The organism is Pontibacter sp. T17, assembly GCF_057219875.1.
On sequence record NZ_JBXVVW010000002.1, the window covers coordinates 97,403 to 122,914 of the forward strand.

At 58.1% G+C, this 25,512-nt stretch carries 26 protein-coding genes and 1 tRNA gene; 16 read left to right on the plus strand and 11 right to left on the minus strand.

Annotated elements, in window-relative coordinates:
- Nucleotides 1–39: 39 nt before the first annotated feature.
- From AC2D8O_RS08335 to AC2D8O_RS08345, 3 genes are read left to right on the plus strand one after another with little or no spacing between them, the layout of a single operon-like run.
- Nucleotides 40–507, plus strand: a complete 468-nt coding sequence (locus AC2D8O_RS08335; protein WP_484678361.1) for a phosphoribosyltransferase family protein — start codon at nt 40–42, stop codon at nt 505–507.
- Nucleotides 504–1,823 (plus strand): DUF2851 family protein, encoded by a 1,320-nt coding sequence (locus AC2D8O_RS08340; RefSeq protein WP_484678362.1) that lies wholly within the window; start codon nt 504–506, stop codon nt 1,821–1,823. Before AC2D8O_RS08335 ends, AC2D8O_RS08340 begins: the two co-directional genes overlap by 4 nt.
- The gene (locus AC2D8O_RS08345) at nt 1,820–2,296 is read left to right on the plus strand and encodes a hypothetical protein (RefSeq protein ID WP_484678363.1); all 477 of its coding nucleotides are present in this window, start codon (nt 1,820–1,822) and stop codon (nt 2,294–2,296) included. Before AC2D8O_RS08340 ends, AC2D8O_RS08345 begins: the two co-directional genes overlap by 4 nt.
- On the opposite strand, the gene xerD is transcribed toward AC2D8O_RS08345, so the two are convergent.
- A complete protein-coding gene (gene xerD, locus AC2D8O_RS08350; RefSeq protein WP_484678364.1) occupies nt 2,293–3,204 on the minus strand; it encodes a site-specific tyrosine recombinase XerD in 912 nt (303 codons plus the stop codon). The two genes, AC2D8O_RS08345 and xerD, sit on opposite strands and share 4 nt — an antisense overlap.
- Nucleotides 3,205–3,260: 56 nt before the next feature.
- On the opposite strand from xerD, the gene aroQ reads away from it, so the two are divergent.
- Complete coding sequence (gene aroQ, locus AC2D8O_RS08355) at nt 3,261–3,689, plus strand: type II 3-dehydroquinate dehydratase (RefSeq protein ID WP_484678365.1); 429 nt, start codon at nt 3,261–3,263, stop codon at nt 3,687–3,689.
- 50 nt (nt 3,690–3,739) lie between these two features.
- On the opposite strand, the gene AC2D8O_RS08360 is transcribed toward aroQ, so the two are convergent.
- The 7 genes from AC2D8O_RS08360 to AC2D8O_RS08390 form a co-directional block, all read right to left on the minus strand.
- Nucleotides 3,740–4,522 carry an enoyl-CoA hydratase-related protein gene (locus tag AC2D8O_RS08360; protein ID WP_484678366.1) on the minus strand — a complete coding sequence of 261 codons (783 nt, stop codon included), beginning with the start codon at nt 4,520–4,522 and terminating at the stop codon, nt 3,740–3,742.
- Nucleotides 4,523–4,552: 30 nt separating this feature from the next.
- Entirely contained in the window at nt 4,553–5,221 is a 669-nt protein-coding gene (locus tag AC2D8O_RS08365) for a hypothetical protein (RefSeq protein WP_484678367.1), read from the minus strand.
- Complete coding sequence (locus AC2D8O_RS08370) at nt 5,218–5,703, minus strand: hypothetical protein (RefSeq protein WP_484678368.1); 486 nt, start codon at nt 5,701–5,703, stop codon at nt 5,218–5,220. The genes AC2D8O_RS08365 and AC2D8O_RS08370 overlap by 4 nt, the downstream gene beginning before the upstream one ends.
- Before the next feature lie 25 nt (nt 5,704–5,728).
- Entirely contained in the window at nt 5,729–7,237 is a 1,509-nt protein-coding gene (rpoN, locus tag AC2D8O_RS08375; protein ID WP_484678369.1) for an RNA polymerase factor sigma-54, read from the minus strand.
- A 47-nt stretch (nt 7,238–7,284) separates the two neighbouring features.
- Complete coding sequence (truA, locus tag AC2D8O_RS08380; protein ID WP_484678370.1) at nt 7,285–8,043, minus strand: tRNA pseudouridine(38-40) synthase TruA; 759 nt, start codon at nt 8,041–8,043, stop codon at nt 7,285–7,287.
- A gap of 48 nt (nt 8,044–8,091) precedes the next feature.
- Nucleotides 8,092–8,457: a hypothetical protein gene (locus AC2D8O_RS08385; protein ID WP_484678371.1), complete on the minus strand. Its 366-nt coding sequence runs from the start codon at nt 8,455–8,457 to the stop codon at nt 8,092–8,094.
- Between the two features lie 865 nt (nt 8,458–9,322).
- Nucleotides 9,323–9,400, minus strand: a tRNA-Val gene (locus AC2D8O_RS08390).
- 210 nt (nt 9,401–9,610) lie between these two features.
- Here AC2D8O_RS08390 and AC2D8O_RS08395 point away from each other — a divergent pair.
- Genes AC2D8O_RS08395 through AC2D8O_RS08420 form a run of 6 tightly spaced genes read left to right on the plus strand, consistent with a single transcriptional unit; the run spans nt 9,611 to nt 17,082 of the window.
- Nucleotides 9,611–10,375, plus strand: a complete 765-nt coding sequence (locus tag AC2D8O_RS08395) for a GLPGLI family protein (RefSeq protein WP_484678372.1) — start codon at nt 9,611–9,613, stop codon at nt 10,373–10,375.
- A complete protein-coding gene (locus AC2D8O_RS08400; RefSeq protein WP_484678373.1) occupies nt 10,372–12,972 on the plus strand; it encodes a peptidase associated/transthyretin-like domain-containing protein in 2,601 nt (866 codons plus the stop codon). The genes AC2D8O_RS08395 and AC2D8O_RS08400 overlap by 4 nt, the downstream gene beginning before the upstream one ends.
- A 33-nt stretch (nt 12,973–13,005) precedes the next feature.
- A complete protein-coding gene (locus tag AC2D8O_RS08405; RefSeq protein ID WP_484678374.1) occupies nt 13,006–14,106 on the plus strand; it encodes a Nif3-like dinuclear metal center hexameric protein in 1,101 nt (366 codons plus the stop codon).
- An 8-nt stretch (nt 14,107–14,114) separates the two neighbouring features.
- Nucleotides 14,115–14,870 carry a zinc ribbon domain-containing protein gene (locus AC2D8O_RS08410; RefSeq protein WP_484678375.1) on the plus strand — a complete coding sequence of 252 codons (756 nt, stop codon included), beginning with the start codon at nt 14,115–14,117 and terminating at the stop codon, nt 14,868–14,870.
- 17 nt (nt 14,871–14,887) lie between these two features.
- Nucleotides 14,888–16,396 (plus strand): tetratricopeptide repeat protein, encoded by a 1,509-nt coding sequence (locus AC2D8O_RS08415; protein ID WP_484678376.1) that lies wholly within the window; start codon nt 14,888–14,890, stop codon nt 16,394–16,396.
- 8 nt (nt 16,397–16,404) lie between these two features.
- Complete coding sequence (locus AC2D8O_RS08420; protein ID WP_484678377.1) at nt 16,405–17,082, plus strand: spermidine synthase; 678 nt, start codon at nt 16,405–16,407, stop codon at nt 17,080–17,082.
- Here AC2D8O_RS08420 and prmC read toward each other — a convergent pair.
- Nucleotides 17,076–17,951, minus strand: coding sequence for a peptide chain release factor N(5)-glutamine methyltransferase (gene prmC, locus AC2D8O_RS08425; RefSeq protein ID WP_484678378.1), 876 nt, complete (start codon nt 17,949–17,951; stop codon nt 17,076–17,078). The two genes, AC2D8O_RS08420 and prmC, sit on opposite strands and share 7 nt — an antisense overlap.
- A gap of 68 nt (nt 17,952–18,019) precedes the next feature.
- On the opposite strand from prmC, the gene AC2D8O_RS08430 reads away from it, so the two are divergent.
- Together AC2D8O_RS08430 and hslU are read left to right on the plus strand one after the other, a co-directional pair.
- Nucleotides 18,020–18,463 (plus strand): sterol desaturase family protein, encoded by a 444-nt coding sequence (locus tag AC2D8O_RS08430; RefSeq protein ID WP_484678379.1) that lies wholly within the window; start codon nt 18,020–18,022, stop codon nt 18,461–18,463.
- Between the two features lie 68 nt (nt 18,464–18,531).
- On the plus strand, nt 18,532–19,941 hold the full coding sequence (gene hslU, locus AC2D8O_RS08435; RefSeq protein ID WP_484678380.1) for an ATP-dependent protease ATPase subunit HslU: 1,410 nt from the start codon (nt 18,532–18,534) through the stop codon (nt 19,939–19,941).
- A gap of 15 nt (nt 19,942–19,956) precedes the next feature.
- Here the strand turns inward: hslU and AC2D8O_RS08440 are convergent, their stop codons facing one another.
- The gene (locus tag AC2D8O_RS08440) at nt 19,957–20,409 is read right to left on the minus strand and encodes an NUDIX hydrolase (protein WP_484678381.1); all 453 of its coding nucleotides are present in this window, start codon (nt 20,407–20,409) and stop codon (nt 19,957–19,959) included.
- Between the two features lie 208 nt (nt 20,410–20,617).
- Here AC2D8O_RS08440 and AC2D8O_RS08445 point away from each other — a divergent pair, with 208 nt between their 5' ends.
- From AC2D8O_RS08445 to AC2D8O_RS08460, 4 genes are all read left to right on the plus strand, one after another.
- Entirely contained in the window at nt 20,618–21,016 is a 399-nt protein-coding gene (locus tag AC2D8O_RS08445) for a response regulator (protein WP_484678382.1), read from the plus strand.
- A 77-nt stretch (nt 21,017–21,093) separates the two neighbouring features.
- The gene (locus AC2D8O_RS08450; protein ID WP_484678383.1) at nt 21,094–22,845 is read left to right on the plus strand and encodes a SpoIIE family protein phosphatase; all 1,752 of its coding nucleotides are present in this window, start codon (nt 21,094–21,096) and stop codon (nt 22,843–22,845) included.
- 38 nt (nt 22,846–22,883) lie between these two features.
- On the plus strand, nt 22,884–23,327 hold the full coding sequence (locus AC2D8O_RS08455) for a TPM domain-containing protein (RefSeq protein ID WP_484678384.1): 444 nt from the start codon (nt 22,884–22,886) through the stop codon (nt 23,325–23,327).
- A 90-nt stretch (nt 23,328–23,417) separates the two neighbouring features.
- Nucleotides 23,418–24,731, plus strand: a complete 1,314-nt coding sequence (locus AC2D8O_RS08460; protein ID WP_484678385.1) for a bifunctional folylpolyglutamate synthase/dihydrofolate synthase — start codon at nt 23,418–23,420, stop codon at nt 24,729–24,731.
- A gap of 13 nt (nt 24,732–24,744) precedes the next feature.
- Here the strand turns inward: AC2D8O_RS08460 and AC2D8O_RS08465 are convergent, their stop codons facing one another.
- Nucleotides 24,745–25,356, minus strand: coding sequence for a TetR/AcrR family transcriptional regulator (locus AC2D8O_RS08465; protein WP_484678386.1), 612 nt, complete (start codon nt 25,354–25,356; stop codon nt 24,745–24,747).
- Nucleotides 25,357–25,512: the final 156 nt, after the last annotated feature.

The following is a 25,512-nucleotide window of genomic DNA, read 5'->3' on the forward strand; positions in this document are numbered from 1 at the left end:
CTGCGCTTGCCGAACGCCATCCGCCTGCTAGCTTTGCCTATGGCCCTGCCCATTCTACACACCGAGCGCGCCAACGCCATGCTGGAACGGATGGCGTTTGAGTTGTACGAACGCAATTTCGATGCTCCGGCACTTATTCTGCTGGGCGTTTCGGTGCGGGGCCCTTATCTGGCCGAACGGCTGGCTGTCCGGTTGCGTGAGATTTCCGGCAAGCAGGTGCACCTGGGCCAGCTGGAAAACCTTACCGGCATCCCCTTCAGCGAACAGACGCCCATCGTGCTGATAGACGACGTCCTCTACACCGGCACCACGCTCTTCCGTTCGTTGCGGCCACTTATGGAGATGCCCTGTGCCGCTTTGCAGATTGCCGTGCTCATCGACCGTGGCCACCGCAAGGTGCCCGTCTCGGCCGACTTCGTGGGAATGCACCTCGCCACCACGCTCCAGGAGTACGTGCACGTCACCATCGACCCCGCCCAGCATACCATCCTCGGCTATCTCGAATGACCGAACCTGAGACCGGCAATCCATTCAGCGAAAATCTCTTACACTATGCCTGGCAGGGACTTCGCTTCAACACCGCCGGACTCAGAACAACCCAAGGGCAACCTGTAGAAATCAGAAGCGTTGGCGTGCGCAATGCCGATGCCGGGCCCGATTTTCTCCGCGCCGAAATCTCCATCGACGGCCGTTTGCTGAAGGGCGCTGTAGAGCTGCACCTGCGGGGCCGCGACTGGTATACCCACGGTCACCAGTTCGACCCCACCTACAATTCCGTCATCCTGCATGTGGTGTTGGAGCCCGCCGAACAGCCCATTCAGCGCGCCGACCTAGAGCTGATACCTGAACTGTCGCTGGCCGACCTGCTCCTGCCCGACCTCCACTCCCAGTGGCAGGCCGGTCCTTTTGGCAGTGGCCTCATTCCTTGCGGCGAGCACATCACCGAAGTAGGTAATTTTCAAACGCGCAGGTGGCTCCAGTCGTTGGGTCTCAACAGGATGATTGATAAAGCCGAGCGGTTGGCTGCTGAATGGGAAGACCGTCTGCGCGACTGGAACGAAGCACTCTGGGTGGCCTTGCTGGCCTATATGGCAGGCCCGGTTAATCAGGAAGCCTTTGCCACACTGGGGCGCAGGCTGCCCTTCCGGGTAGTGGCCCGCCACGCCGACAGCCCGCTTATGCTCGAAGCCCTGCTCATGGGTGTCGCAGGCCTGTTGGCTGCTGAACCCCAGGACGACTACCACCGCAGCCTGCAGGAGCAGTGGGAATGGCTACGGGTCAAGTATGCGCTGGATGCGCTGCCCCCCGGCGAGGTTCGTTTCATGCGGATGCGCCCAGTCAGCTTCCCTACAGTACGGCTGGCGCAGGTGGCAGGCATCGTGGCCCAACTGTATCAGAAAGGTGCGGCGGGCTCGCTGGGCATGCTCATCACCACCGACCTTGCACGGCTCAAAGACCTGCTCCGGGCACCCGTTAGTCCGTACTGGGTGGGGCGCTTTCGCTTTGGCCCCGCTGGGGGCAAGAGCACAGGCCTGCCCGGCAAAGACCTGCTCGACCGCCTCATCGCCAACGTCATCGTGCCCTACGGCATTCTGTACCACCGCCACCGGGGGCAGCTGGATGCCGCCGAGCAGGTGACCTCGCTGTTGCAGAAACTCCCGCCCGAGAGCAATTCCGTCACACGCCACTACGAGCATCTGGGCCTCAAGCCCCGCTCGGCGCTGGAAGCACAGGGCATGATTGCCCTTTTCCGCGGATATTGCACCCAGAGCCGGTGCCGCGAATGCACCATCGGTTATACCTTGCTGGGGCTGAACAAATGAGATATCTACTACTGTTGCTGCTGGCACTGGCACCCCGCCCGGGGTTGGCGCAGGTACTGGATACCACCGCTGTGCGGGGCTGGCAGGGCATTGCACTGGGCACCGACGTGCGGCAGATGGGCGGCTTCATGCAGCACCGGGGCCGTGTACAGGGCCGCGAGATCTACCAGCGCGCCAGCGACACCGCCCTCTGTCGGCAGCTGGGCGTAGAGCGCATCCGCTATTTCTTCTATCTACAGCAGCTGCACAGCTTCGAAATCCAGACGACGCCCGCCCAGAGCCAGGCCCTGCTCGCCAAACTTCAGGAAGCCTTTGGCCCCGGCGAACAGGTAGGCTACGCGCCTCGCTACTACTGGCGTTTTCGGCAGTTGCACATCCACTACGACGAGAACCTGTTCACGCACCGCGCAGTCGTCACCTTCGAGAGCCCGCAGGTGCAGGCGGCACAGGAAAAAGCCTGGTGGGAACGCTAGCGCCGTTGCCCGCTGCGGGGGTGGTGTTCATGATACACTTGCCGCAGGTAATGCCGGTCTACATGCAGATAGCGTTCGGTGGTGGTGATGCTGGCGTGGCCCAGCATTTCCTGCACAGCCCGCAGGTCGGCCCCGCCTTCTATCAGGTGGGTGGCAAAACTGTGACGCAGCGTGTGCGGCCCCACGGTTTTTTGTATGCCTGCATGGGCACAGGCGTCACGTACAATGTTGAAAGCCGACATGCGCGTCAGTCTGCCGCCCCGCACGTTCAGAAACAGCGCCCCCTCCGAGCCTTTCTGCACCGTCTGGTGGTTGCGTTGGAACTGCCGGTAGAGGTCAATGTAATATACCGCCGACTCGCCCATGGGCACAAGACGCTCCTTGTCGCCCTTGCCTATCACCCGCACAAAGCCTTCTTCGGGGTACAGGTCCTGTATGTTCAGGGCCACCAGTTCACTCACGCGCAGGCCGCTGCCATAGAGCAGCTCGCACAGGGCGCGATTGCGCAGCTGTAGGGGTTCGGCCATGTCAAAGGTGGCCAGCATGCGGTCTATCTCGTCTACGGTCAGCACGTCGGGCAGGGTGCGGGCCAGTCTGGGGCTGTGAATCAGCTCGGCAGGATTGCTCTGCGTCAGCTGTTCGTCCAGCATCCAGCCGTGCAGCCCCTTCAACGCCGAGAGGTTGCGGGCCAGCGAATAGTCGCTCAGTTTGTGCACCTCCACCAGTTCTATCAGAAAAGCCTGTAGCTGGTCCAGCGTCACCAGTGCTGGGCTTTTCAGGCCAAACCGCTCGTTCAGAAAGTGCAGATACCGTTCCAGATCGTGCCCATACGCTTCAAGGGTGTTCTCCGATAGCCCTTTCTCCAGCTTCAGGTAATCCAGATAGGCTTTCAGCGGTGGCGGCAACATACACCCAAATCTAAGCTGTATCTTGCGCCCCCGAACCATCCCACTCTAACCTTTCCATGCGGATAGAAATCATCAACGGTCCCAATCTGAACCTACAGGGTAAGCGTCAGCCAGAAATATATGGTAATGAGACGTTTGAGAGCCTTGTTCGACGTATTCAGGAGGGTAACATGTCGTGCGAGTTTGGCTACTTCCAGAGCAACCACGAAGGCGCCCTCATCGACCGTCTCCACGCCAGCACTGCCGACGGCATTGTCCTGAACGCCGGCGCTTTCTCGCACTACAGTTACGCCATTGCCGATGCCATCCGCGCCATTGACGTGCCCGTCATCGAGGTGCACCTCAGCAACATCCACGCCCGCGAGGCCTTCCGCGACCACTCCGTCCTCAGCGCTGCCTGCGTAGGCACTATCGCTGGTTTTGGTATGCTCAGCTACGAAATGGCAGTCGATTACTTCCTCCAGAAGTCCGGCAAAAAGAAATAGCCAGCCTCTCAGCCAGCTATTGTTCCATAAAAGGGCGTTGGGGTGTTACCTCAGCGCCCTTTGTAGTTGGGGGCACGCTTCTCGATAAACGAGCTGACACCTTCCACATAGTCTTCGGTCTTGCCGGCAATGTGCTGGAAATACTTCTCCTGCTCCAGGCACTGTTCCAGGTTCTGCTCGTAACTACGCAGCAGCATCCGCTTGATGTAAGCCACGGCACGGGTAGGGGCTTTGGCATATTTGCCTGCAATGTCGGCCACGGCGGCATCCAGCTCGGCGGCTGGCACTACTTTGTTTATCATGCCCAGGCGCAAGGCTTCTGCGGCAGGGATGGTCTCGGGCAGAGACGCCAGTTCAAATGCCTTGCGTGTGCCTACCAGCCGCGGAAGAATGTAGGATGCGCCGCTGTCCAGCACCAGGCCTATTTTGGCAAAGGCGAACAGCAGGCCGCTCTCCTCGCTGGCTACCACGTAGTCGCATGCCAGTGCCACGCCTGCTCCCGCACCTGCGGCTATGCCATTCATACGGCAGATGAAAGGCTTCTCGGTGCCATAGATGAGCCGCACCATGGGGTTGTAGCGCCGCTCTACGCTCTCGCCAAGGTCGCGTACGCCCGCTACGCTGGCTACGTCTTTCAGGTCTTGTCCCGAACAGAAGGCTTTGCCCTCGCCTGTCAGCACCACGCACCGGATGTCCGCATCTTTAGCAGCTTTCTTCAGCGCGTCGATAAACTCCAACGACATGTCGGTGTTGAAGGCATTGTAGCGCTCGGGGCGGTTGAACGTAATCGTGCATATGCCCTGGTCTACCGCGAACTTGATCGTGTTGTACATGGAGGGAAGTCGGTTGCAGTGGAGGGGGTATTACAGTGGGAACTCCCACGGAAGCATAAGAATAAGCACTGGCAGCAACATTCCCAAGGCCATGCCTGTTACTACTTCGTCGGCAGTATGGGCTTTCAGTCGCAGACGCGCCCAGGCCAATGCCACCAGCAACCAGAAGAGCAGAATCAACTTCATACTTAAGGCCTCGCTGCTGCTGCGCGTGTACAAGAGAATGCTCATGGCGCCGAGCGCCATCATGTGCAAGCTCAGCTTGTAAAACAGCGTAACGGCCGCAGCTACAATGTTCAGGGCCAGCAGATAGCCAATGCCCAGAAACAGGAAGAAAGTGGCGCGACGTGTTTCTGGGTCGTCCAGAAACAGATACCGGAGCGTGAACACAAACAGCGCCAGGCTCACATTGTTGATGAGGAACGGAATGAGGCGGTATTCCCGCGCCAGCGAAAAGCCCACTTTCACCCCGACAGATCGAAGGTAGAGCACATAGCCTACCAACGGCAGTACCATGGCAAACAGCATGATCAAGCCAATCAACCCATAGCTCTGGGCGGCCATCAGGTCGGGCCAGGCAAATGCCAACAGCAGCACCACCTGCAGAATGTTGGGTTGCAACAGAGTGGTAAGCACCTGCGCCACACGCCGCTGGAACAGAGTGTCGGCTTCAGGCAGGGTAGGCTGTTCGTGCATCATGCAGCGCTGATCACTTTTGAGTAAGCCGCCAGTCGTTGCAGCAGCAGGTCACGGTCTGAGGCAAAAAAAGCGTCGGCGCGCACAAGTTTGTCCAGCTTGGCTGCCATCTGTGTTCCTTTCTGCTTTAGGCCCCGGTCTATGTTGCCTCGCCAGTACAATTGCGCCAATGCGCCCCAGATCCAGAACGAGGCTGCGCGATACTGCTGTTCAGCGCTCAAGGGCTGGCCGTCTTCCAGTGGCGCGTCCAGGTATTCCCACGAGTCGCACAGCATTTCCAGTGCCTCCAGGTCGGTAGCCACGGCAAAGGCATCTTTCAGGTCTGGCAGAGAGGCAAAGATGTCGGCACCGTCGTCGTTGCCGAAGGGGCTGTGGCTGTCTACTTCGTCGTACCAGAAGGGCTCACTGCACAACTCACGGAAACGCGCACTCGCTTCCTCGGGGCTGGGGATGGGCACCAGCAGTTCTTCTGTTTCGTCGGTCATGGGACAGGGTGTGTGAAACGCGGCCTTACACTTCTTTCCGCAGGCGGGCTACGGGTATATTCATCTGCTCGCGGTATTTAGCCACGGTGCGGCGGGCAATGTTGTAGCCCTTCTCATTCAGCATGGCGGCCAGTTTGTCATCCGAAAGAGGACGGTTCTTCTTCTCGCCTTCAATCATGTCCTTCAGGATCTGCTTCACCTCTTTGTTGGACACCTCCTCGCCACTTTCGGTGGTAATGCCTTCCGAGAAGAAGAATTTCAGCTGATAGATGCCGAAGTCGGTCTGGACAAACTTGCTGTTCGCCACCCGCGACACCGTCGAGATGTCCATCAGAATCTCGTCCGCAATGTCCTTCAGAATCATGGGCCGCAGCTTGGTGGTGTCGCCCTCGCTCAGGAAGAAGTCGCGCTGCTTGTTGGCAATGCTGGCCATCGTTTTCAGCAGCGTGTACTGCCGCTGGCGTATGGCGTCAATAAACCATTTGGCCGCGTCTATCTTGTTCTTGACGAACTGAATGGTCTCTTTTACCTCGCGCGTGTCGTGCTTCGACAGTTTCTCGTAGTGCGAGAGCATCTGGAGATACGCCTTGTTCACGGTCAGCGAGGGCGCGTTGCGGCGGTTCAACTTGATGTCGATCTCGCCACCCTCCACCGTCAGGATGAAATCCGGCACGATGTACTGCCCCTTTACCTCACTTTCGCTCTCGCCAGGCTTGGGGTTCAGTTTGGTGATGAGGTTGTAGGCGTCACGGAACTGGTCTCGGCTGATACCGAGGCGCTCGATGATGCGGTCGAAGTGCTTCTTCGTAAACTCCTCGAAGTAGTCCATCAGCACCGTCTGGGCGGTTTCTACTTCGTCGGTGTGGGGCTTGCGGTCCAGTTGCAGCAGCAGACACTCCTGTAGGTCGCGGGCGCCTACGCCGGGCGGGTCCAGTTGCTGCACGCGGTTCAGCACGTTCTCCACCAGCTCCTCCTCCACAAACACGTTTTGCCGAAAGGCCAGGTCGTCTACAATAGCCGACAGAGGCCGGCGGAAATAGCCGTCTTCGTCGATGCTGCCTATGATCTGTTGTGCTACAATGCGTTCCTGCTCGCTCAGCTCAAACAGGCCTATCTGGCCCATCAGCATGTCATACATTGAGCTCCGCTGCACAATGGGGGCTTCGTAGCGCTCTTCGTTGGGATCGTCCGGCAGCTGGGTGCGATAGTCGTAGTCGCTGTCCTGGTCTATGTACTCCTCCAGGCTGCTTTCCTGACCCCCCATTTCCTCGCCACCGCTGCTGCTTTCGCCACCAAAGTCCTGGCTTTCGGGCAAGGGGTCACCGGCACTGCCGGTCAGTGGACCCGACGCATAGGCAGTGTCCATTTGGCCCGTAGTGGGGTCTTCCAGTTCGGCCAGGGCAGGATTTTCCTCCAGTTCCTGCTTGATACGCGCTTCCAGTGAGGCAGTCGGTATCTGCAGCAGTTTGATGAACTGTATCTGCTGGGGCGAGAGTTTCTGTAGAAGTTTTTGCTGTAAGCCTTGCTTCAGCATAGGCAGACGCTGAAAGAGTTGTCGTCTGCAAACTAGAAAAAACTGGCTTACAAAAATTGTACCAGCTTTAGGTTTTCCTGTATATAACCTACATTAACAAGTACCAGGCCTTTGGCAGGGGCGGCCTGTCCGGCTCGGCGGCGGTCTTTGGCTTCTACTACCTCCTGCAAGCCGTTCAGCGTCAACTTGCCTTCCCCCACCAGTATCAGCGTACCCACCAGCGCCCGCACCATCCCACGAAGAAAACGGTTGGCGGTTACGTGATAGCGCAGTACACCTGGCGCTTCTTCCCATCGCGACTCAAACAGCGTGCACAGCGTTGTGTGGTTGTTGCCGCCAGTCTTGCAGAAGCTGGCAAAGTCGCGGTACTGAATCAGTAGCCCAGCGGCCTTCTGCATGGCCGCCACGTCCAGTGCATGGTAATAGGGCCAGGCACGATCATGCAGCATGGGCTGCTTGTAGCGGGCCAGTGTGTAGCAGTAGCTACGGCTCAGGGCGCTGAACCGCGCGTGCATCTGAGGGTGGGTGGCCTCGAACAGTTGCTGCACAGCAATGTCAAGCGGCAGCATACCGTTGAGTTTGCGCAGAAAGTCGGGTGGGAGGGGCGTCTCGGTGTCGAAATGGCAGTAGTTGCCAGTGGCATGTACGCCAGTGTCGGTGCGGCCGGCGCCCAGCACTTCAGTAGGCTGCTTCAGCAGAATGGACAGGCAGCGTTCCAGTTCGCCCTGCACGCTGGCGCCGTGTTCCTGGCGCTGCCAACCCTGATAGTTGGCGCCGTGATAGGCATGGTGCAGAAAGTAACGCATGGCAGGCAACTGACCTGCAAATGTCGCACAAAAACCCGCAGCAGGAGGTTATTCGCCTGCTGAAATCCGTCGGCCCTGGAAGGCTTCCATTCGCAGGGTTTTTTCCACCGTATCAGATACCGTGGCTACAGGTGCGGGTGCACGGCGCGCTATCTGTAGTTGTATCTGCAGGCTCAACAGCGCCATCTGCTCGTCACCGTTCTGGGCCACTGCAACCAGTGCAAGGTCGGTGGCATCGAATACCTCCGTAAAAGCAACACCATGCTGCGCACAGATGGCAGTCAGGGTCTCTGTCAGCAGCCGGTTGCGACCCTTGGTGTCAGCGCCCAGCCCTTGCAGCTGTTCTGCCAGTGCGTCGTCCCGAAGGGCTTCAAACAAGGCGCGGTAAAGCGGTGCTAGCGTTTGCGTTGACATAGTTAATCCGTTTAGGGTACAGTAAATATACGCCAAATGCGCAGCAATAGTTTTGCCAACTACGTGCTTTTCGTAAGTGTTTCGTGGTACTTGAAATAAATCTTGCTATAAAAAGCTGATTGTCAATATTATAAAAGCAAAGGGAAGCCTGGGTTAGGCTTCTCTTGAAAATCAACAACATACCTCGCTTGCGGTGGTTCGGGCGATGTGGATTATGCGCTGGCAGTGGGGCATCGGATTTGTGTCACCTCACGAACGTGAGTCAGTTAAATATTTGAATAGCAAATATTTAACTTCTATTCTGACGGTTATGGCTTTCTATCTTGGTTGGCGCATAATCTCCGTTCCGTATCAGTGCAACTCCTACTTCAATACCGGAATCGCGCTTCTAGCTGGTGAAGATCAAACTGCGTCAGCTGACCGCGATGGTCGATATGCCTCGCTCTCTGGGCGGCGGCTGGTACTGACAGGTTGCTGCTGCCGTACATGCAAAGAGCCCCGAATCGGGGCTCTTGTGTTGGTGCGCTGTAGTGCGGTTACTTTCCCTTCCCTTTGCTCGGGGCATGGTTGGGATTTTTCTGATTCGAGTAGTTGTCCCTGTCAGCTTTATGGCCAGGGTTGTTCGGATTCTTGACATTCGAACGTTGATCGTTCGGCGAAGGGCTGGAAGTTTTCTTTGCCATGTCTTGAGATAGTTTACTCAAAGACAAATCCAGTCGGATTCGGTTGCAACATTTCATGAAAAAATAGATGATTTGCAATCCTGGTTGTCTGCTGACTGTAGTTATTGCTGGCCGCGCCAAGATGGCGATGGTGCCCTGAAATGGCTTTAAATGCAAAGAGCCCCGAATCGGGGCTCTTGTGTTGGTGCGCTGTAGTGGATTCGAACCACTGACCCCCACTCTGTCAAAGTGGTGCTCTGAACCAACTGAGCTAACAGCGCTTGAGGGAGGGCAAAAGTAGGAACTCTGCCTCATTCTCGCAAATCCTTGCGCCTCCCATCATTTAAATCAGTAGCTGTCACATTCCGACAGTGCTAGTTTGCTTTTTCCAATCAGGCTTGATTATCTTGTTGGAAAGGTTTCTCTAAGTGGTGGCGGAGGAGTTTTCCTGCGCTACTGTCAGACGCATCAAGGCAATCCGCTCATCATCAATGACCAGGTTCATTACTCTGCTATGCTTCAGCCTGCTGGTTACAACCGCAAATGCGCAGGAAACCCCCATTCTGATAGCCACCTACACTTTCAGTTCCGGCAACGCCCTTCAGCGCGATTACCGCGTTATTGCTGACGGCCAGCAGGTATTCTCGGTAGATACGCTCACGGTAGGCCCCGACGGCGTAGTACGTAAACAGCAGTGGACCGGGGAGGAGACCATGACAATGACCGCTACCCGCCAACACCCTGACGGCAGTTGGTTCTACCATAACCTTGCCAGCCAGGCAGTGCGCTCGCATTCCAATATTCAGGACCGCTGGTTTATTGTGGACGAAACCCCCACAGCGGTGATAAACTGGCAATTGCACCCCGAAAGCCGTACCCTCAACGGCATGACCTGCTACAAAGCCACAGGCACCCTGCGCGGGCGCTCGTATGTGTGCTGGTACACCACCGATGTTCCTATTTCTGCCGGTCCGTGGCTCTTGGTAGGCCTTCCGGGCTTGTTAGTCGAGGCTTCTGACACCGCTGGCGTGGTGTCTGCCCGTCTCACTGGCTATCGGATCACAAACAATATAGTGTTGCCAGCCAGTGCCCAAGCGCCTGCCACCATTTCCCGAAAAGAATTCTATCAGCTGCGGCAGGAAGCCGACGTCCGCCGCATACAGCGCATAAAGGGCATGATGGCCTCGGTTCGAGGGGTATCGGTAGGGGCGGGAGCCAAAGTGGACAACTCACAGTCCATTGAGCTGACCGAATGAGGACTGGGACAGCGGTAGGCATCCTAATGGCGCTGCTGTTCTCTGTAGTGTTTCAGGCGGCCAAAGCCCAACAGCAGCCTCTGCTGTTGCGTGTCAACACCGAAGAGGGCCAACCAGCGGTTGCAGCCTCTGTGCTGCTGTTGGTTAACAAAGCGCCCATTGCAGGCGGCCTTACAGATGCCCAAGGGCAGTGGCGCCGTCAGGTAGCGCCCGGCAGTTACCTGCTGGTGGCCCGCCAGATGGGCTTTCGCCCCGACACTCTTGCGTTTCAGATTGCCACTCCCAGCCCCGACACCCTGCGCCTGACTGTCACCCTGCGCCCCGCTGCTGTGGAACTGAAGGAAGTAACGATACAGGCACGCCGCAACGGCTTCGAAGTCAGCGGCGATACCACCCGCTTCAATCCGCAGCAGTATGCCACTGGAGCTGAGAAGACGGTGGAAGACCTCCTGCGCCGACTGCCCGAGGTGCAGGTAGGAGCCGATGGCAGTATCTCCTATCGTGGCAAACCTGTGCGGCAGGTTCTCATCGACGGCTCCAACGTACTTGGCAGCAACCATACTGCTGGTACCCGCAACCTGCCCGCTGAAGCGCTGGACCAGGTAGAGGCCATCGACAACTTCTCCGACGACTATGTCCTCAAGCTGCTGGAGCCCGAAACAACCGACGCCGCGCTGAACCTCAAGCTGAAAAAGGAATACCGCGTGCGCCCTGTGTACAATGTCGAGGCGCTGGCAGGGGGCACGCCCTTTCGAGGGCAGTTGGGGCTCTCAGCCATGCAGTTGGCCGGGCAGAACAAATGGCTGTCCAGCGGTAGTATGCAGAACACCGGCAGCAGTGGCTCCACGGTTGCCTTTCTCCCCAATACTGCAGAGCCCATACTCAAGCCTGATCGCCTTTCTGCACCGCTTTACGGCACATTTAGATTGCCGCTGGTAGCGCCCCAGCTTGCCACCGACGCCACTGCTGCCCGTGCGGATGCTTCCATGAACTGGCGTAAGGGGCGCTGGCACTGGCAGCAGTCTGTACAGGTGCAGCACTTCCGCCAGTTGGGTGTCCGCGACCGGTTCACTACCAGCCGATTCTCCGATAGTCTGTTCACCGTTGCATCTCAAACCCGGCAGGAGGAACAACAGACCATGCTGGGGCATGAAATCACAGCCGAGTTTCGCATCTCCCGCACCCAGCGCCTGGCCTTGGGCAACCAACTGCGGTTTCAGCAGCAGCGCTTCACCGACCAGACGCTCGGCAACAGCCTCCCCATAGCCTTCCAGACCGACGGACGCTTCTTCACCAATACCTTCACTGCCGATTATTCGGCCCGCGTCGGCAAAGTTGCTGTCCTCAAGTGGGCAAACACCTTCACCGCCGAGCAGCTTACAGCCAATCCCCAGCGCCAACTGCTGACCGATGCCTCGTCTCCTTTCGCACAGAAGGCCACAAACCGCCAGCTTGCATGGGGCAGCCAGCTTCGTTTTTTCCTCAACCGCGACAATGAAATCCGTGCCGAAGCCCTCTGGCAGAACCATACAGGTCTGTTTTCCGATACGCTGGCACAATCCTTCCAGACAGCCCAGACTGCCCTCCTGCTGGGCTATCAGCATCAACGCCGTTGGGGCCGCTTTCTGCTGAAACTCTTCCCCACAGTACAGTGGAGCAGAGTGGCCTATCAGGGGCCTCGTCAGCCATCGGAGCAACAGGAAGCTGCCGTTACAGGCCAACTGACAGCACAGTATACAGTTTCAAAATACTTCAAGGCCCGGCTGGAGTATGTCGCAGGGTGGCAATCGCCTTCGGCTAACAGTCTTCAGCCTTTCTCCCTGCTTTCCAGTGCATTGACCACGAGTGCGGGCGCCGACGGCCAGATTGGCTTCACCCGCCAGCAGACGGTCCGTGGTCGGCTGTCCTATGCCAATTCCTATCAGCAGATTTCGGCTTTCCTCAGCGGGCAGTACAACGTTCGTCGCAATGTCTATGTCGGAACAGAAGTCTTTGCACTGCCTTTTTCAAGCCTGCGCGACTCGCTCGTGTCGGCCGCGCTCCCGGGTCTTCAGGTCATGGCGCTGGCCGACTGGTATGCCCTGCCGATACGTACTTACCTCAAGGCTGTTTACACTTTTCTTCAGTTCGAGGGTCTGGCCTATCGCGGCGCGTTGCCTTTCAGCACGCAGAATGCTCAGCATTCGTTGGAGTTTACCACTCAGACGTTTCTGGGCGAATACCTCCGGCTGGGTCTGGAATATCGCCTGCTCAGTACACGCAGCGGCGTGCAGTCAGCCCTTCTGCCTCCCGTGCAGTCGCATCTGGTGCGCCTGAATGCAGGCTGGTATGCACAGAAATGGCAGTTGAGCCTGGCGCCCTGCATTGCCTTCCCCTCTGCCGACTCGCCCAGCTTTGCATCGCTTTCCGGCAAGGCTGAGGTGGCATTGGGTCCGCGTATGCGGCTGCTGGCCGAAGCCGTCAACCTGTTTGCGCCCGGCAGCTTCGTGTTTGCCAGCCTCAACGGCGTTTCGTTTTCACAGGAGGCGTTTCAGATTCAGCAGCGTTACCTGCTCGTTGGCCTGAGGGTGCGGCTGGGCGTTGCAACGGGTGGCTGAGTCCCGCCCCCAACTTTTCCGCAACTTTGCTCCATGACCGTGCAGGACATTACACGGGTGCTGGAGCAGTGGGCTGCTCCACAACTCGCTGAATCTTACGACAATGTGGGGCTGCTTGTAGGCGACCACCATGCTTCCGTCACCAAAGCGCTCCTCACCCTCGACGTCACCGATGCCGTGCTGGACGAAGCCATTCGGCTCGGCGCCAATCTCATCATAGCCCACCATCCCATCTGGTTCAACCCCCGCAAGAACCTGACCGAGCGCGATTGGGTAGGGCGCCTCCTCCGTAAGGCCATCCGCCACGACCTCAACCTGTACGCCTGCCACACCAACCTAGATCACATTCACACCGGGGTGAACGCCGAGATGGCCCGCCGCTTGGGGCTCCAGAACGTCAGGGTATTGGCACCCAAAACCGGACTGATGCAGCTGCTCACGGTGTCCGTGCCCACCAGCCATGCCGATGCCGTAGAACAGGCGCTGCTGGCAGCAGGTGCCGGCACGGCCAGTCCCATTTACGATCAGGTTTCCGTCCGCTGGGAAACTACCGTTGGCTTCCGGCCTGTGGGGGCGGCCCAGCCGCACTCAGGGGCGGTGGGTCAGCGCCATACCGGCACCGAAACGCAGTTGCAGGTCATCCTTCCCAGCCATGCAAAAGGTACTGTGCTGGCCGCCCTGCGCAAGGCACATCCTTATGAGGAAATCGCCTGGCAGCTCACCACCGTGGAGGCCACGCAGACGCTGGCGGGCTCTGGCGCAGTGGGTATACTGCCCGCGCCCATGCCCAAGGCAGCCTTTCTAAATCTGCTGAAGCAGGCATTCCAGGTCCCCGCCATCCGCTATGCCGACACCAGCCGGGCAACCATCCAGAAAGTAGCTCTCTGTGGGGGCTCTGGCAGCTTTCTGCTGGATGCCGCCCGTGCTGCTGGTGCTGATGCTTTCGTTACTGCCGACGTCACCTACCACAAGTTTTTTGACAGTGAAGGCCAACTGCTCTACTGTGATATCGGCCACTATGAGTCGGAACAATTTACACCGCACGCAATTGCTGCACATTTGCAACAAGTTTTTCCTACTTTTGCGTTCTTGATTTCCGGGACTCCCACAAATCCCGTTTCGTACCACGTATGACCGATAACATGAGCGTCGATCAGCGCCAACAGGCGCTGGCCAACCTGCAACAGATCGATTCCCAGCTCGACCGCCTGCGCCTGGTGCGCGGGGGCCTGCCTGAGGAAGTCCGCGACCTGGAAGACGAACTGGAAGGGCTCAGTACGCGCATTGCCCGCCTGCAGGAAGAAGTAGACCAAGCGAATGAGGAAATCCGCCGCCGCCAGACGGTCATCCAGGAAAACCGCGACCTCATCAAGAAATACGACTCGCAGCTCACCAACGTGAAGAACAGCCGCGAATTCGAAGCCCTCAACAAGGAAATCGAGCTCGCCAACCTGGAAATCCTCACCAGCGAGCGCAAGATCAAGCAGTTTCAGGATTACATCGCTGAACGCGATGGCAAAATCGCCGAGGTGAAGCAGCAGTTTGACGAGCGCAGCCACGACCTTCAGGAGAAGAAGCGCGAGCTCGAAACCATTGTTTCCGAAACCGAAAAGGAAGAAAAAGCACTTATTGGCATGAGTGAAGACGCTTCGCGGAACATCGAAGCCCGTCTGCTGCAGGCCTACCACAAAATCCGCCGCAACATGCGTAACGGCCTCGCGGTCGTGACCATGGACCGCGGTGCCTGTGGCGGGTGTTTTGCCATTATTCCTCCTCAGCGTCAGCACGAAATCCGCCAGCGCAAGCGCATCATCGTATGCGAAAACTGCGGCCGTATTCTCGTAGACGCCGAATACTTCGAGAACAGCGCCAAGCTGACCGCCGAAGCCACCGTCTGATACACTGCTGCACGCTAATGCGCGCCAGCCAATATCTACAGCGCCTGTACCTTCTGGTATGGGCGCTGCTTATTTTTCCGCTACATGCCACCGCCCAGCTTTCCAGTCCATACGAAGCGGCTGTAGAGCGAACGGTGCTGAGCCTTTCGTTCAAAGAGGCCGAGCAGTATGCCTTACAGATATCGGGGCCCCGCAGGCTCTTTTACCTGCACCATCTGGCGTTTGTGCGCGCCCTCACGCACCCTTCGCCCAACAGCTGGCGTGCCTTCGAGGTCTACTCCGGCAAGGTGGAAGACGACTACGAAGCCTATCCACAGGCGGCCTCAACTGCTGCCCGTGCCAACCTTTACTTTGAGCGAGGCGTACTTAAGTTCCTGCACCAGAAGCAGTTCTCGGCCCTGCTCGACTTCCGCCGCAGCTACAACCTGGCCCAAGAGGCCGCCAGTGCTGACGCCAGTACCGAAGAGGGGCAACGCCTGCGCATGGAAGCCGCCCGACTCAAGGGGTTGTACGAAGTGGCGGTGGCGTCCATTCCTGAATCTTATCGCTGGGCGGCCAAGCTGTTCGGCTTCCGCGGCGACCTGCAGCAGGGCATCAAATTGCTCGAATCCGCCGCTGGCCACGGCCATTTCCTGCGTACCGAGGCCCAGCTGCTGCGCTTCCTGGTAGCCAAGCACATCCTGGCCGACCCGCTGGATGCCGCCACTCGCATCGACGCCCTCTACCAGACCGACTCGCTCAGTCCCATCATCACCTATCTGCGTGTCAACAGCCTGGTAGAGCGCAAGCAGAATACGCAGGCACTGACAGTGTTGGAATCGGCGCAGAAGCGCTTTCAGCCGCGTCAGCTGGAGTACATCCCTTTTCTTCGCTACGCAATGGGGCGCAGCCTGTTGCTGGCAGGGCAATACAGGCCGGCGCTGGCACATTTTCAGCAGTACTTGCGTCAGATGAAGGGCAGTCTATTGGTACGCGATGCCTTGTATCGTTCAGCCGTCTGCTTTGCGCTGGAGCAGAAGGCAGACAGCGCCCGCCAGTTCATGAAGCAGGTAGAGGCTGCTCCTTCCAGTGGCTTCGATGATGACAACTACGCCGCCCGACAGGCGCGCCAATATCTCACCGCTCCCTTTCGGGGCAACGACCTTCTGCTGTTGCAGGCCCGTTGGGCCTTCGACGGTGGCCAGCCCGAGCGTGTGTACCGCCTGCTCAACAACCCCTCGCTTAAAAACCTGACGGTAGACCAGCAGGTCGAACTGCATTACCGCCTCGGGCGTACTGCCCATGAGTACGGCCCGCTGGTGGACGCAAGCGGGCATTACGAAAAGTGCGTGGCGCTTTCCCCAGGCAAGGTACTGTGGATGAAGGTATATGCCCTGTATTACCTGGGGTCACTGGCCGAGCAGAAGGGCGACCTGAAGACGGCCCAGCGCTGGTATCAGATGGCTGCCACCTACCGCGATTATGACTATCGGCTGGGATTGGAGCAGCGCCTCAAAGCCGCTAACAACAGGGTAGGGATGCCCTAACTTGCAGCATGAGCACTTCTCCCATTACCTGGGTGCAGCGCCTGCGCAGTTGGTTCAAGCCCATTGTGCTGGAAACCGCCCAATCAAGCCACAACCCACTGCTCGAAGTGGTACTGTCTGAAGGGCGGCTCAAGCTCAACGCCACCACCGCCAACTACTCCTTCGGCTCGCTGCATGCCCTCTTTCAGGATCTCTGGATCGAGCGAGACCTGGGTCGCCTGCCCCTGAACAACGCCCTGCTTCTTGGCTTCGGCGCAGGCAGTGTGCTGAAACTCATCCGTGGTCATCATCCGCAGGTACCAGTGGTGGGGGTAGAACTGGATGCTGAAGTCATTCGTCTGGCTACCAAGTGGTTTGGCCTGAAAGATGAACCAGCACTTACGCTCCTTCATGCCGATGCCTTCCAGTGGCTGGCTAGTAATGCCACGCGCTTTGACCTCGTTGTGGCCGACCTCTTCATCGACTGTGACAGCCCCGTCGGGCTCAGCACGTCCTCGACCATCCGCCAGTTGGCGTCAGCTACGGCACCCCAAGGTCTGTGTATCGTAAACCGCATTGTCGATACCCCCACTCGGCTTGAGGCCAGCCTTCGGTTTCAGCGCCTGGTGACCGAAGGCTTTCAACAGGTAGAGGTGTACCCCGTTACACACAATCACCTGCTGCTGTGCCGAGGGCCGCGTTACTGATGTGGCCTGCGGGCCAGTAGCATACGGTCGCGGCCATACAGGTCTTTGCGCACCTCCACCGCTTCATAACCTAACTCCAGGGCTTTCTGGCGGACAACTTCAGCATAGGGTGGGTGCAGTTCAAAAAACACCCAACCCCCCGGCTGCAGCCAGTGCTGCCCCAGTTCCAGTATGCGTCGATAGAATATCTCCGGCTCTGCGTCAGGCGAGAACAGGGCCAGCGCAGGCTCATGCTCGCGCACGTGCTCGTCCAGTTCGGCGCGCTCGTGCAGCGGAATGTAGGGCGGGTTGCTGACGATGGCGGCCAGTCCGGTAAAGGCTTCAGCAGGGGCAGTCAGTACATCCAACTGCCGAAATTCCACCCCTACACCCAGATTTTGCGCATTCTCTTCAGCTATCAATAAAGCATCCAGTGATATGTCAATAGCACATAACTGCATATTTGGCAAATGCTTAGACAGCGCTATCGCTATGCAGCCGCTGCCAGTGCCTATATCCAGCACTTTCCCTGCCTTGAAATGGCTGTTTATTACCCCCTTTGCCAGATGTACCAGCTCTTCCGTCTCGGGCCGGGGAATCAGCACCGCCCCAGAAACCCGAAAGAGCAGCCCATCGAACCACTCATGCCCCTGGATATGCTGTATCGGAACACCTGAAATTAACCGCTCTACATACTGTTGATATTGTCTAATAAATTCATTGGTAACTGAATGTGCATATAGTAAAACAATCTCATGTTTTTCTTTCCCAAGAATGGCTGTAAACAACCGCCAGGCAAGCGCTTCGGCCTCGCGCTCGCCATAGCGTGGGGTAAGCAGCTCGCGAGTGGCCAGCATCATCTCCCGGTAGGTGGCAGTCTGCATTGACATTGCGGCAAGTTGGCGCTTTCCCCGCTTCACAGCGAATGATTTCCCTGTTTCCGTGGTTACTTCGCTATATGGCTTGGTATCTGGGTTTGGCCCTTCTTCTTTTCACGGTCGTTGCCATGGAAGGCATCGCCTGGCTCCTTCACAAATACATCCTGCATGGGCTGTTGTGGTTCGTGCACAAAAGCCACCATGGCGCCCGCAAAGGCTGGTGGGAAGACAATGATTGGGTGGGGGTGTTTTATGCGGTTCTCAGTGCCGGTCTCGTCGTCTGGGGCGACCTCAACGGCCATTTTGTCTTCTGGATTGGCCTGGGCATCGCCGTCTACGGCCTGCTGTATTTCATCCTGCACGATGTCCTGGTACACCAGCGGGTAAAGCTGCGCTGGCGCCCCACGCATCCCTATCTGCGTCGCCTCATTCGCGCCCACAAAATCCACCACAAGCACCTGCAACGGGAGCACAGCGAAGCTTTCGGCTTCCTCTTTGCGCCCAGTCGCTACTCCGACAACTGACCTCCTGTCAGTATAACACGCCCGGCACACCTTCTGCTTGGCTATCTTCGGTTCTCTCTTTTTCTGCCGTGAACACCGATCCCGCTATCCAGTCACTCACTCCCGCGCGTATCGTGCAGGAGCTAGATCGCTATATAATAGGCCAGCACGACGCCAAGAAGGCCGTTGCCATTGCCCTTCGCAACCGCTGGCGTCGCCTCAACGCTGCCCCAGAACTCCGCCGCGAAATCATGCCCAACAATATTCTCATGATAGGGGCTACCGGTGTTGGCAAAACGGAAATCGCGCGCCGGCTGGCCCAGCTCGCCGAAGCACCTTTCGTGAAGGTGGAAGCCAGCAAGTTTACCGAAGTCGGCTACGTAGGCCGCGACGTCGAGAGCATGGTGCGCGACCTGGCCGAGCAGTCGGTGGCGCTGGTCAAGGAAATCCACATGGCCCGCGTGCAGCCGCAGGCGCTCAAGCTGGCCAACGAAGCCATTCTCGATATCCTCATTCCGCCCGTACACACCCCAGGCTCCACTGGCTACAGCGCCCCAGGGTTCTCTTCCACACAAACGCAGGGCAGCTTCGACCCCGCCAAGGCCTCCGACGCGGAGCTCAATGAACGTACCCGTGAGAAATTCCGCGCCAAGCTGGACAGCAACGAACTCGACGACCGCCAGATCGAAATTGAAGTAAGCGCCCCTGCCCCTGTACAGGTAATGGGTCCCGCTGGCATGGAAGGCATGGATGGCATACAGGATATGCTCTCCAACATGATGCCCAAGCGCCGCAAGAAACGCACTGTTACCGTACGCGAGGCCCGCGAAATACTGGCCCAGGAAGAAGCCGCCAAGCTGGTGGACATGGATGCCATCAACCGTGAAGCCATCGAAAAGGCCGCCAACGCTGGCATCATCTTCATCGACGAAATAGACAAGGTGGCGGGCCGTGGCAACAAGGGCGGTGGCCCCGACGTCTCACGCGAGGGCGTGCAGCGCGACCTCCTGCCCGTAGTTGAAGGCACTACCGTCAACACCAAGTACGGCCCCCTAAAGACAGATCACGTGTTGTTCATTGCGGCAGGCGCATTCCACCTGTCCAAGCCCTCCGACCTCATACCCGAACTGCAGGGGCGCTTCCCCATCCGCGTCGAACTGCAATCGCTGTCAGAAGACGATTTCTACCGGATTCTCAGCCAGCCCCGCAATGCCCTCACCAAGCAATACCAGGCCCTGCTGGAAACCGAAGGCGTAGACCTTTCATTCGACGACGATGCCTTGCGGGTGCTGGCCGCAACAGCCTTCCGGGTAAACGAGGAAGTGGAAAACATCGGCGCACGCCGCCTGCACACGCTGCTGTCCAACCTGCTGGAAGACATTCTCTTCACAGTGCCCGACCTCTCACCCGAACGCACCTTCCGCGTCACAGCCGACTTCGTGCATGCCAAGCTTGATGGCCTGGTGCAGCAGCGCGACCTCAGCCACTACATCCTGTAAGGCTGTAAGCGGGGCTCAGACAGGCTCGGCCAGCAGCAGGAAGTCGTGGCGCAGCCGGCTGGCCACCACTCGGTCTATCGGCAGGGTAACGGCTTCTTCGGTCAGTGCTGCCAGCGGTATCCATCGAAAGGCATGCTTCCCTTCCAGACTGTTGATTTCGCGGGGTTCAGCCTCGCACCGCACCAGGTAGTACACACTCAATACCTGCTCATTCTCCCGCGCGGCTGAGGGCTGATAAAAGTCGGTTGTGTAATAATGGCGGATAATTTCAGCCTCCAGCCCCGTTTCTTCAAGCCACTCACGTTTCAGACAGTCCAACAGGCCCTCGCCAAACTCCAGTCCACCGCCCGGAAACTTGATGATCTGCCGCCCGCGCAGCACTTCTTCGCATACCAGCACCTCGTCCCGGCTATTCAGCCAGATTCCGTAGGCGCGTACATTGAAGCGGGGAGGCAGGGCTGATGTCATGGCGTGGCTTGTTGTTTGGCTGCATAAAAGTAGTAACACCCATTTGACCGCTTGTCGTTCAGCGATGAATGTGGAAAAACCAAATGGTGAGCATCTGCGGGATGGCGCTTAACAAAAAGGTCACTTTTCCCTCATTATTCGCAGATGTCGTTAATACACGGTGTTTCTTTGAGGAAACACTCGTAACTTCAGGACACCCTCCACGCCTATGGCCCGACATGTTATACTCTGTGTAGATGACGAAAAGACGGTTCTCACCAGTCTTCGACAGGAGTTGTCGCACACCCTCGGCGACAATTTCACCTTCGAATTGGCTGAGAGTGCCGAAGAAGGGCTTGAAATCATCGATGAACTGAAAGGGGCCGGGCAGTCGGTAACAGTTGTTATTTCCGATCAGATTATGCCCGGTATGAAAGGCGATGTCTTTCTGGGCGAAGTGGAACGACGTATTCCAGGTGTCGGAAAAATACTCCTAACAGGGCAATCAGCCTACGAAGTAGGGGTCAATGCCCGCGATGGCGCTGGCCATTTCCATTGCCTCAACAAACCCTGGCAAAGCCAGGAGCTCCGCGACGCTGTACAGCAAGCTGCTGGCATTCAGGGCTGATGCATTTTCTGCCCCTGACTCTTCCAGTTCCCGCGGGTTTCACTTGTATATTGTAGAAAACAGCCAAACTAGGCCGCATGGTCAAGCCAGTAATCCTTTGCGTCGACGACGAAAAGACCGTCCTCAACAGCCTCCGTCAGGAGCTTGAGTACAGCCTTGACGCCCGCTACACTCTGGAACTGGCCGAAAGCGGCGAAGAGGGGCTCGAGATTCTGCAGGAACTCCTCGACACTGGCTATGAAGTGCACGTCGTCATCTCTGACCAGCTGATGCCTGGCATGAAAGGCGATCAGTTCCTGACCGAGGTGCACCGCATGGCGCCAGACATTCGCAAGATTCTCCTCACTGGCCAGGCCAACGCTGAGTCGGTGGGCAACGCCGTCAACCGTGCCGGTCTCTATCGCTATATAGCCAAGCCCTGGGAGGAAACCGACCTGCGCATCACCGTTCAGCAGGCCGCTGAGAGCTTTTTGCTGAATCAGCAACTGGCCGTGCAGGTCAAGATCATGTCTGATCTTAACCGCAATGCCAAGTTCCTCAGCGAAGCCACCGACCCTCAGGAGGTAGCGCGCCGGTTTCTTCAGGCCGCCATGGCAGACACTTTGGCGCCACGGGGCCTCTTTCATTTCCACCCGGAAGGGGCCGAACCACTCTGGCTGCAGGGGACTGCCATCGGTGGCGAAGTGCGTGTGCTGGCACTCGAAGCCGATGCCGCAGTTCAACTCTTCCCTGAAGCGATTCTGCAGAGGGCAAACAGCGATGGGCATGCGCTCGTGGCGCACAACGTGACCCAGCAGCCTGAATGGAAACAGCTTCTCAAGGGCTACTCGGCCAACGTTACAGCCGCCTATGCCGCACCTATTCGGCATCAGGACAGCCTGCTGGGTACACTGTATCTGGAGCACCCTTCCGAAGTGCGTTTCTTCACGCCAGACCGACAGCAGTTTCTTTCTCTTTTGGCCGCACAGGCGGGCACCTGCCTCGACAACGCCCTGCTGTACCTCAACCTCGAGCGCAAAGTGCAGGAGCGTACCCGCATCATCGCCGACAAAAACCAGCAGATTACCGACAGCATCGAGTACGCCCGGCGCATTCAGCTGGCCATTCTGCCCCGTACCGACACCCTCGGGCATATTTCGCCTGAACACTTCATCCTCTACCATCCCAAAGACATCGTCTCAGGCGACTTCTACTGGTTTGCCGAGCAGGATGGGGCACAGCTGGTGGCCGCCGTTGACTGTACCGGCCACGGTGTGCCCGGCGCCTTCATGTCAGTGCTGGGCAACAACCTCCTGTCGCAGATTGTGAAGGAACAGGGCACCACCGAGCCCGAAGCCATTCTCAACCGCCTGCATCAGCAGGTGCGCGCCGCCCTGAAGCAGTACGACGAGAATGCCACCATTCAGGACGGAATGGACATCGCATTGGTGCGGTTCAATACTGTGTCCAACACCCTGACATTCAGTGCAGCCAAGCGCCCAGCACTGCTGCTGTCAGCCTCTGGCGCCTCTCTTGAACTCAAGCCCGACCGCCAGGCCATCGGCGGCTCGGTATTTGGCCTGGAAGAAGGGGCCCGCTTCGGTCAGCAAGAGTATCCCTGGCTCCCAGGCGATACACTTTACCTCTTCACCGACGGCTACGCCGACCAGTTCGGCGGCCCCGATGGGCGACGGTATTCTACGCGCCGCTTCACTGACCTGCTGCATTCACTGGCACCTTCGACCATGCCCCAGCAGAAGCAGAAACTCCTTGACGAACTACGCACCTGGCAGGGCAGCCGCTCCCAAACAGACGATATCCTGGTCATGGGCGTTCGTCGCACACGTTAAAGTCAACCGTTAAACTAAACTAACCAGTTAGTCAGCATATGGCTTCTGCCTCTGAGCGTTTCCAGGAAGCGGAATGCGATGCAATAGTCGCCGCAATCCAGCAGGCCGAGCTCCAAACTTCCGGCGAGGTCCGGGTTTATCTCGAAGATACCTGCACCAAAGACCCCGCCGAGCGGGCGGCCGATCTCTTCCATAAGTTGGGTGTACACAAAACCGCACTGCGCAACGGCGTGCTGATTTACCTAGCAGTCAAGGATGCACGCTTTGCCATCCTCGGCGACCAGGGTATCAACGAGGTAGTGCCCACCGACTTCTGGGACCACATACGCGCCACCACAGCCCAGCACCTCCTGCACGAGCGCTTTCTCGAGGCGCTCGTCTCTGCCATCGAGACCGTCGGCATTCAGCTGAAGCACTTCTTCCCCCGAGCCGACGACGACATCAACGAGCTTCCCGACGAGGTCATCATCGGTCAGCCCTGATCTCGGCTATGGCTGCCCATTTTCCCTGATGCTGCGCATGGCGGTAGTCTCGTGCTGCCTGCTACCTTTGCGCACCCAACCTGTATTGCCGTGCAGTTTTCCGAAGCCCTGGACTATCTCTACGCCCGCCTCCCCATGTTTCAGCGGGTAGGTGCCGCCGCCTACAAGAAAGACCTCACCAACACGCTGGCCCTCTGTGCCGCGTTGGGGGCACCGCACCGGCGCTTTCCTTCCATTCACATAGCAGGTACCAACGGCAAGGGCTCCGTGTCGTCCATGCTGGCGGCCGTGCTGCAATCGGCTGGCTACGAACGGGTAGGGCTCTATACCTCTCCCCACCTTACCGACTTCACCGAGCGCATCCGCATCAACGGCCAGCCCGCCCTTCAAACCTGGGTGGCCGACTTCGTCACCCGTCATCAGGCTCTCATCGAACGCATAGAGCCCAGTTTCTTTGAGGTCACCGTGGCAATGGCTTTCCAGTATTTTGCTGAAAGCCAGGTGGATGTTGCCATCGTTGAGGTTGGGCTCGGCGGCCGGCTCGACTCCACCAACGTCATCACGCCCGAGCTCTCCGTTGTCACCAACATCAGCTGGGACCACGCCGAAATGCTCGGCGGCTCGCTGGCCAAAATCGCTGCCGAAAAAGCTGGCATCTTCAAGGCCCGCGTGCCCGCTATCGTAGGCCAGTGGACCGACGAAACCCGGCCTGTCTTCGAGGCCAAAGCCGCCGAAGTGGCTGCGCCGCTAGCCTTTGCCCCTGCTGTTGTGGCGGTGACTTCAGTGTCGCATGCCTTTGACCGCCAGCAGGTGCGCGCCACCTACGCCGACGGGCGGGCACTTGACCTGTCGCTTGACCTCACCGGGGACTACCAACTGGAGAATGTACAGACCGTGCTGGCAGCCATCGAGCAGCTGCGCGCCAGTGGATGGAACATCTCTGACGACGCCATCCGTACCGGCCTCGCCGATGTGCGACGCCTGGCGGGGCTGCGGGGACGCATGGAACTACTCGGCACGTCGCCGCTTGTGCTGGCCGACGTCGCCCACAACGAAGCCGGCATCCGCACCGTCATGCAGCAATACATGGCGCAGCCTGCAACCGACCGGCACATTGTCTTCGGCGTGGTGCAGGAGAAGGACCTTAGTCGCATCATTCCGCACCTGCCGCACGACAACGTCACGTACTACTTTGTCAAGCCCAACATTCCGCGCGGGCTCGATGCCATCGTGCTGCAGGACCATGCCGAAGCCGCAGGTCTCATCGGCGCCTATTATCCCAGCGTCGAAGCGGGCCTGAAAGCCGCATTGGCCTTCGCCACCCCAGACGACACTGTGCTCATTACGGGCAGTCTCTTCGTCGTCGGCGAAGCACTGGAGACCTATTCCAAACTAAAAGGATAAACCAACTGGTTGATTAAACCTTTTGGATTGTATTCATGCCGGTGAACAACAGGCGTGGAATGCCCTCGTAGTACGTCCGGAGCGATACTTTGTATTCTGTCTCGCTCACTTCCAGCAGGTTGGTGAGCAATGCACCGGATTGAATGGGGTAGAAGCACAGCGAAAAAAGCTGTAGCAATACCAGTAGCGGTTCCTGGCGGGGCAGGGTGCCTGCTGCGCTTTTCTCGGCCAGCTGTTGCGAAAAGTGCAGGCGTTGCAGGTTGAATCGTCGAGCCACTACCACGGGCATGCCACGGCTGATCTCGGCCGACAGGAACATCAACAGGCTCGGATTCTCGCTGGTCAGCTTCCACACCTCGATCACAAATGCCTCTACCTTCTGCTCCAGGCTTAGGGTAGCGTCATCCAGCTTCTCCAACGCATTCGAGAACTTGCTGTAGGCGGCATCAAACACACGCTGGTACAGCTGTTCCTTGTTGCGGTAATAATAATGGAGCAGGGCCTTGTTTATGCCCGCCTCATCGGCAATCTGCTGCATGCGCGCCCCGGAGAATCCCACTTTCAGGAACGTCCGCTCGGCTGCCGCCAGAATCTTGGCCTCGGTAGAAAGGGGAGTGTCAGACATGGGTTGGTGGTTTGCAGTGGCAAATACTGCACAAAACCGCACCCGTACCCCCACTTTACAAAAGTTTAACCGAATGTTTATGCCAAACTGTCAGCCAGCCGGCACCTATAATATCGGCAACGCAGATAAACATCCCTATATCAGCATCACCTATAT

Coding starts and splice junctions, on each gene's coding strand:
- AC2D8O_RS08370 (WP_484678368.1), bottom strand. CDS start 5,703: ATGACCGACGAAACAGAAGAACTGCTGGTGCCCATCCCCAGCCCCGAG.
- AC2D8O_RS08440 (WP_484678381.1), bottom strand. CDS start 20,409: ATGACATCAGCCCTGCCTCCCCGCTTCAATGTACGCGCCTACGGAATC.
- AC2D8O_RS08400 (WP_484678373.1), top strand. CDS start 10,372: ATGAGGACTGGGACAGCGGTAGGCATCCTAATGGCGCTGCTGTTCTCT.
- AC2D8O_RS08335 (WP_484678361.1), top strand. CDS start 40: ATGGCCCTGCCCATTCTACACACCGAGCGCGCCAACGCCATGCTGGAA.
- AC2D8O_RS08430 (WP_484678379.1), top strand. CDS start 18,020: ATGGCTTGGTATCTGGGTTTGGCCCTTCTTCTTTTCACGGTCGTTGCC.
- aroQ (WP_484678365.1), top strand. CDS start 3,261: ATGCGGATAGAAATCATCAACGGTCCCAATCTGAACCTACAGGGTAAG.
- AC2D8O_RS08405 (WP_484678374.1), top strand. CDS start 13,006: ATGACCGTGCAGGACATTACACGGGTGCTGGAGCAGTGGGCTGCTCCA.
- AC2D8O_RS08345 (WP_484678363.1), top strand. CDS start 1,820: ATGAGATATCTACTACTGTTGCTGCTGGCACTGGCACCCCGCCCGGGG.
- AC2D8O_RS08455 (WP_484678384.1), top strand. CDS start 22,884: ATGGCTTCTGCCTCTGAGCGTTTCCAGGAAGCGGAATGCGATGCAATA.
- AC2D8O_RS08410 (WP_484678375.1), top strand. CDS start 14,115: ATGAGCGTCGATCAGCGCCAACAGGCGCTGGCCAACCTGCAACAGATC.
- AC2D8O_RS08395 (WP_484678372.1), top strand. CDS start 9,611: ATGACCAGGTTCATTACTCTGCTATGCTTCAGCCTGCTGGTTACAACC.
- AC2D8O_RS08465 (WP_484678386.1), bottom strand. CDS start 25,356: ATGTCTGACACTCCCCTTTCTACCGAGGCCAAGATTCTGGCGGCAGCC.
- AC2D8O_RS08420 (WP_484678377.1), top strand. CDS start 16,405: ATGAGCACTTCTCCCATTACCTGGGTGCAGCGCCTGCGCAGTTGGTTC.
- xerD (WP_484678364.1), bottom strand. CDS start 3,204: ATGTTGCCGCCACCGCTGAAAGCCTATCTGGATTACCTGAAGCTGGAG.
- AC2D8O_RS08340 (WP_484678362.1), top strand. CDS start 504: ATGACCGAACCTGAGACCGGCAATCCATTCAGCGAAAATCTCTTACAC.
- AC2D8O_RS08385 (WP_484678371.1), bottom strand. CDS start 8,457: ATGTCAACGCAAACGCTAGCACCGCTTTACCGCGCCTTGTTTGAAGCC.
- prmC (WP_484678378.1), bottom strand. CDS start 17,951: ATGTCAATGCAGACTGCCACCTACCGGGAGATGATGCTGGCCACTCGC.
- AC2D8O_RS08360 (WP_484678366.1), bottom strand. CDS start 4,522: ATGTACAACACGATCAAGTTCGCGGTAGACCAGGGCATATGCACGATT.
- AC2D8O_RS08365 (WP_484678367.1), bottom strand. CDS start 5,221: ATGATGCACGAACAGCCTACCCTGCCTGAAGCCGACACTCTGTTCCAG.
- AC2D8O_RS08415 (WP_484678376.1), top strand. CDS start 14,888: ATGCGCGCCAGCCAATATCTACAGCGCCTGTACCTTCTGGTATGGGCG.
- truA (WP_484678370.1), bottom strand. CDS start 8,043: ATGCGTTACTTTCTGCACCATGCCTATCACGGCGCCAACTATCAGGGT.
- AC2D8O_RS08450 (WP_484678383.1), top strand. CDS start 21,094: ATGGTCAAGCCAGTAATCCTTTGCGTCGACGACGAAAAGACCGTCCTC.
- rpoN (WP_484678369.1), bottom strand. CDS start 7,237: ATGCTGAAGCAAGGCTTACAGCAAAAACTTCTACAGAAACTCTCGCCC.
- AC2D8O_RS08445 (WP_484678382.1), top strand. CDS start 20,618: ATGGCCCGACATGTTATACTCTGTGTAGATGACGAAAAGACGGTTCTC.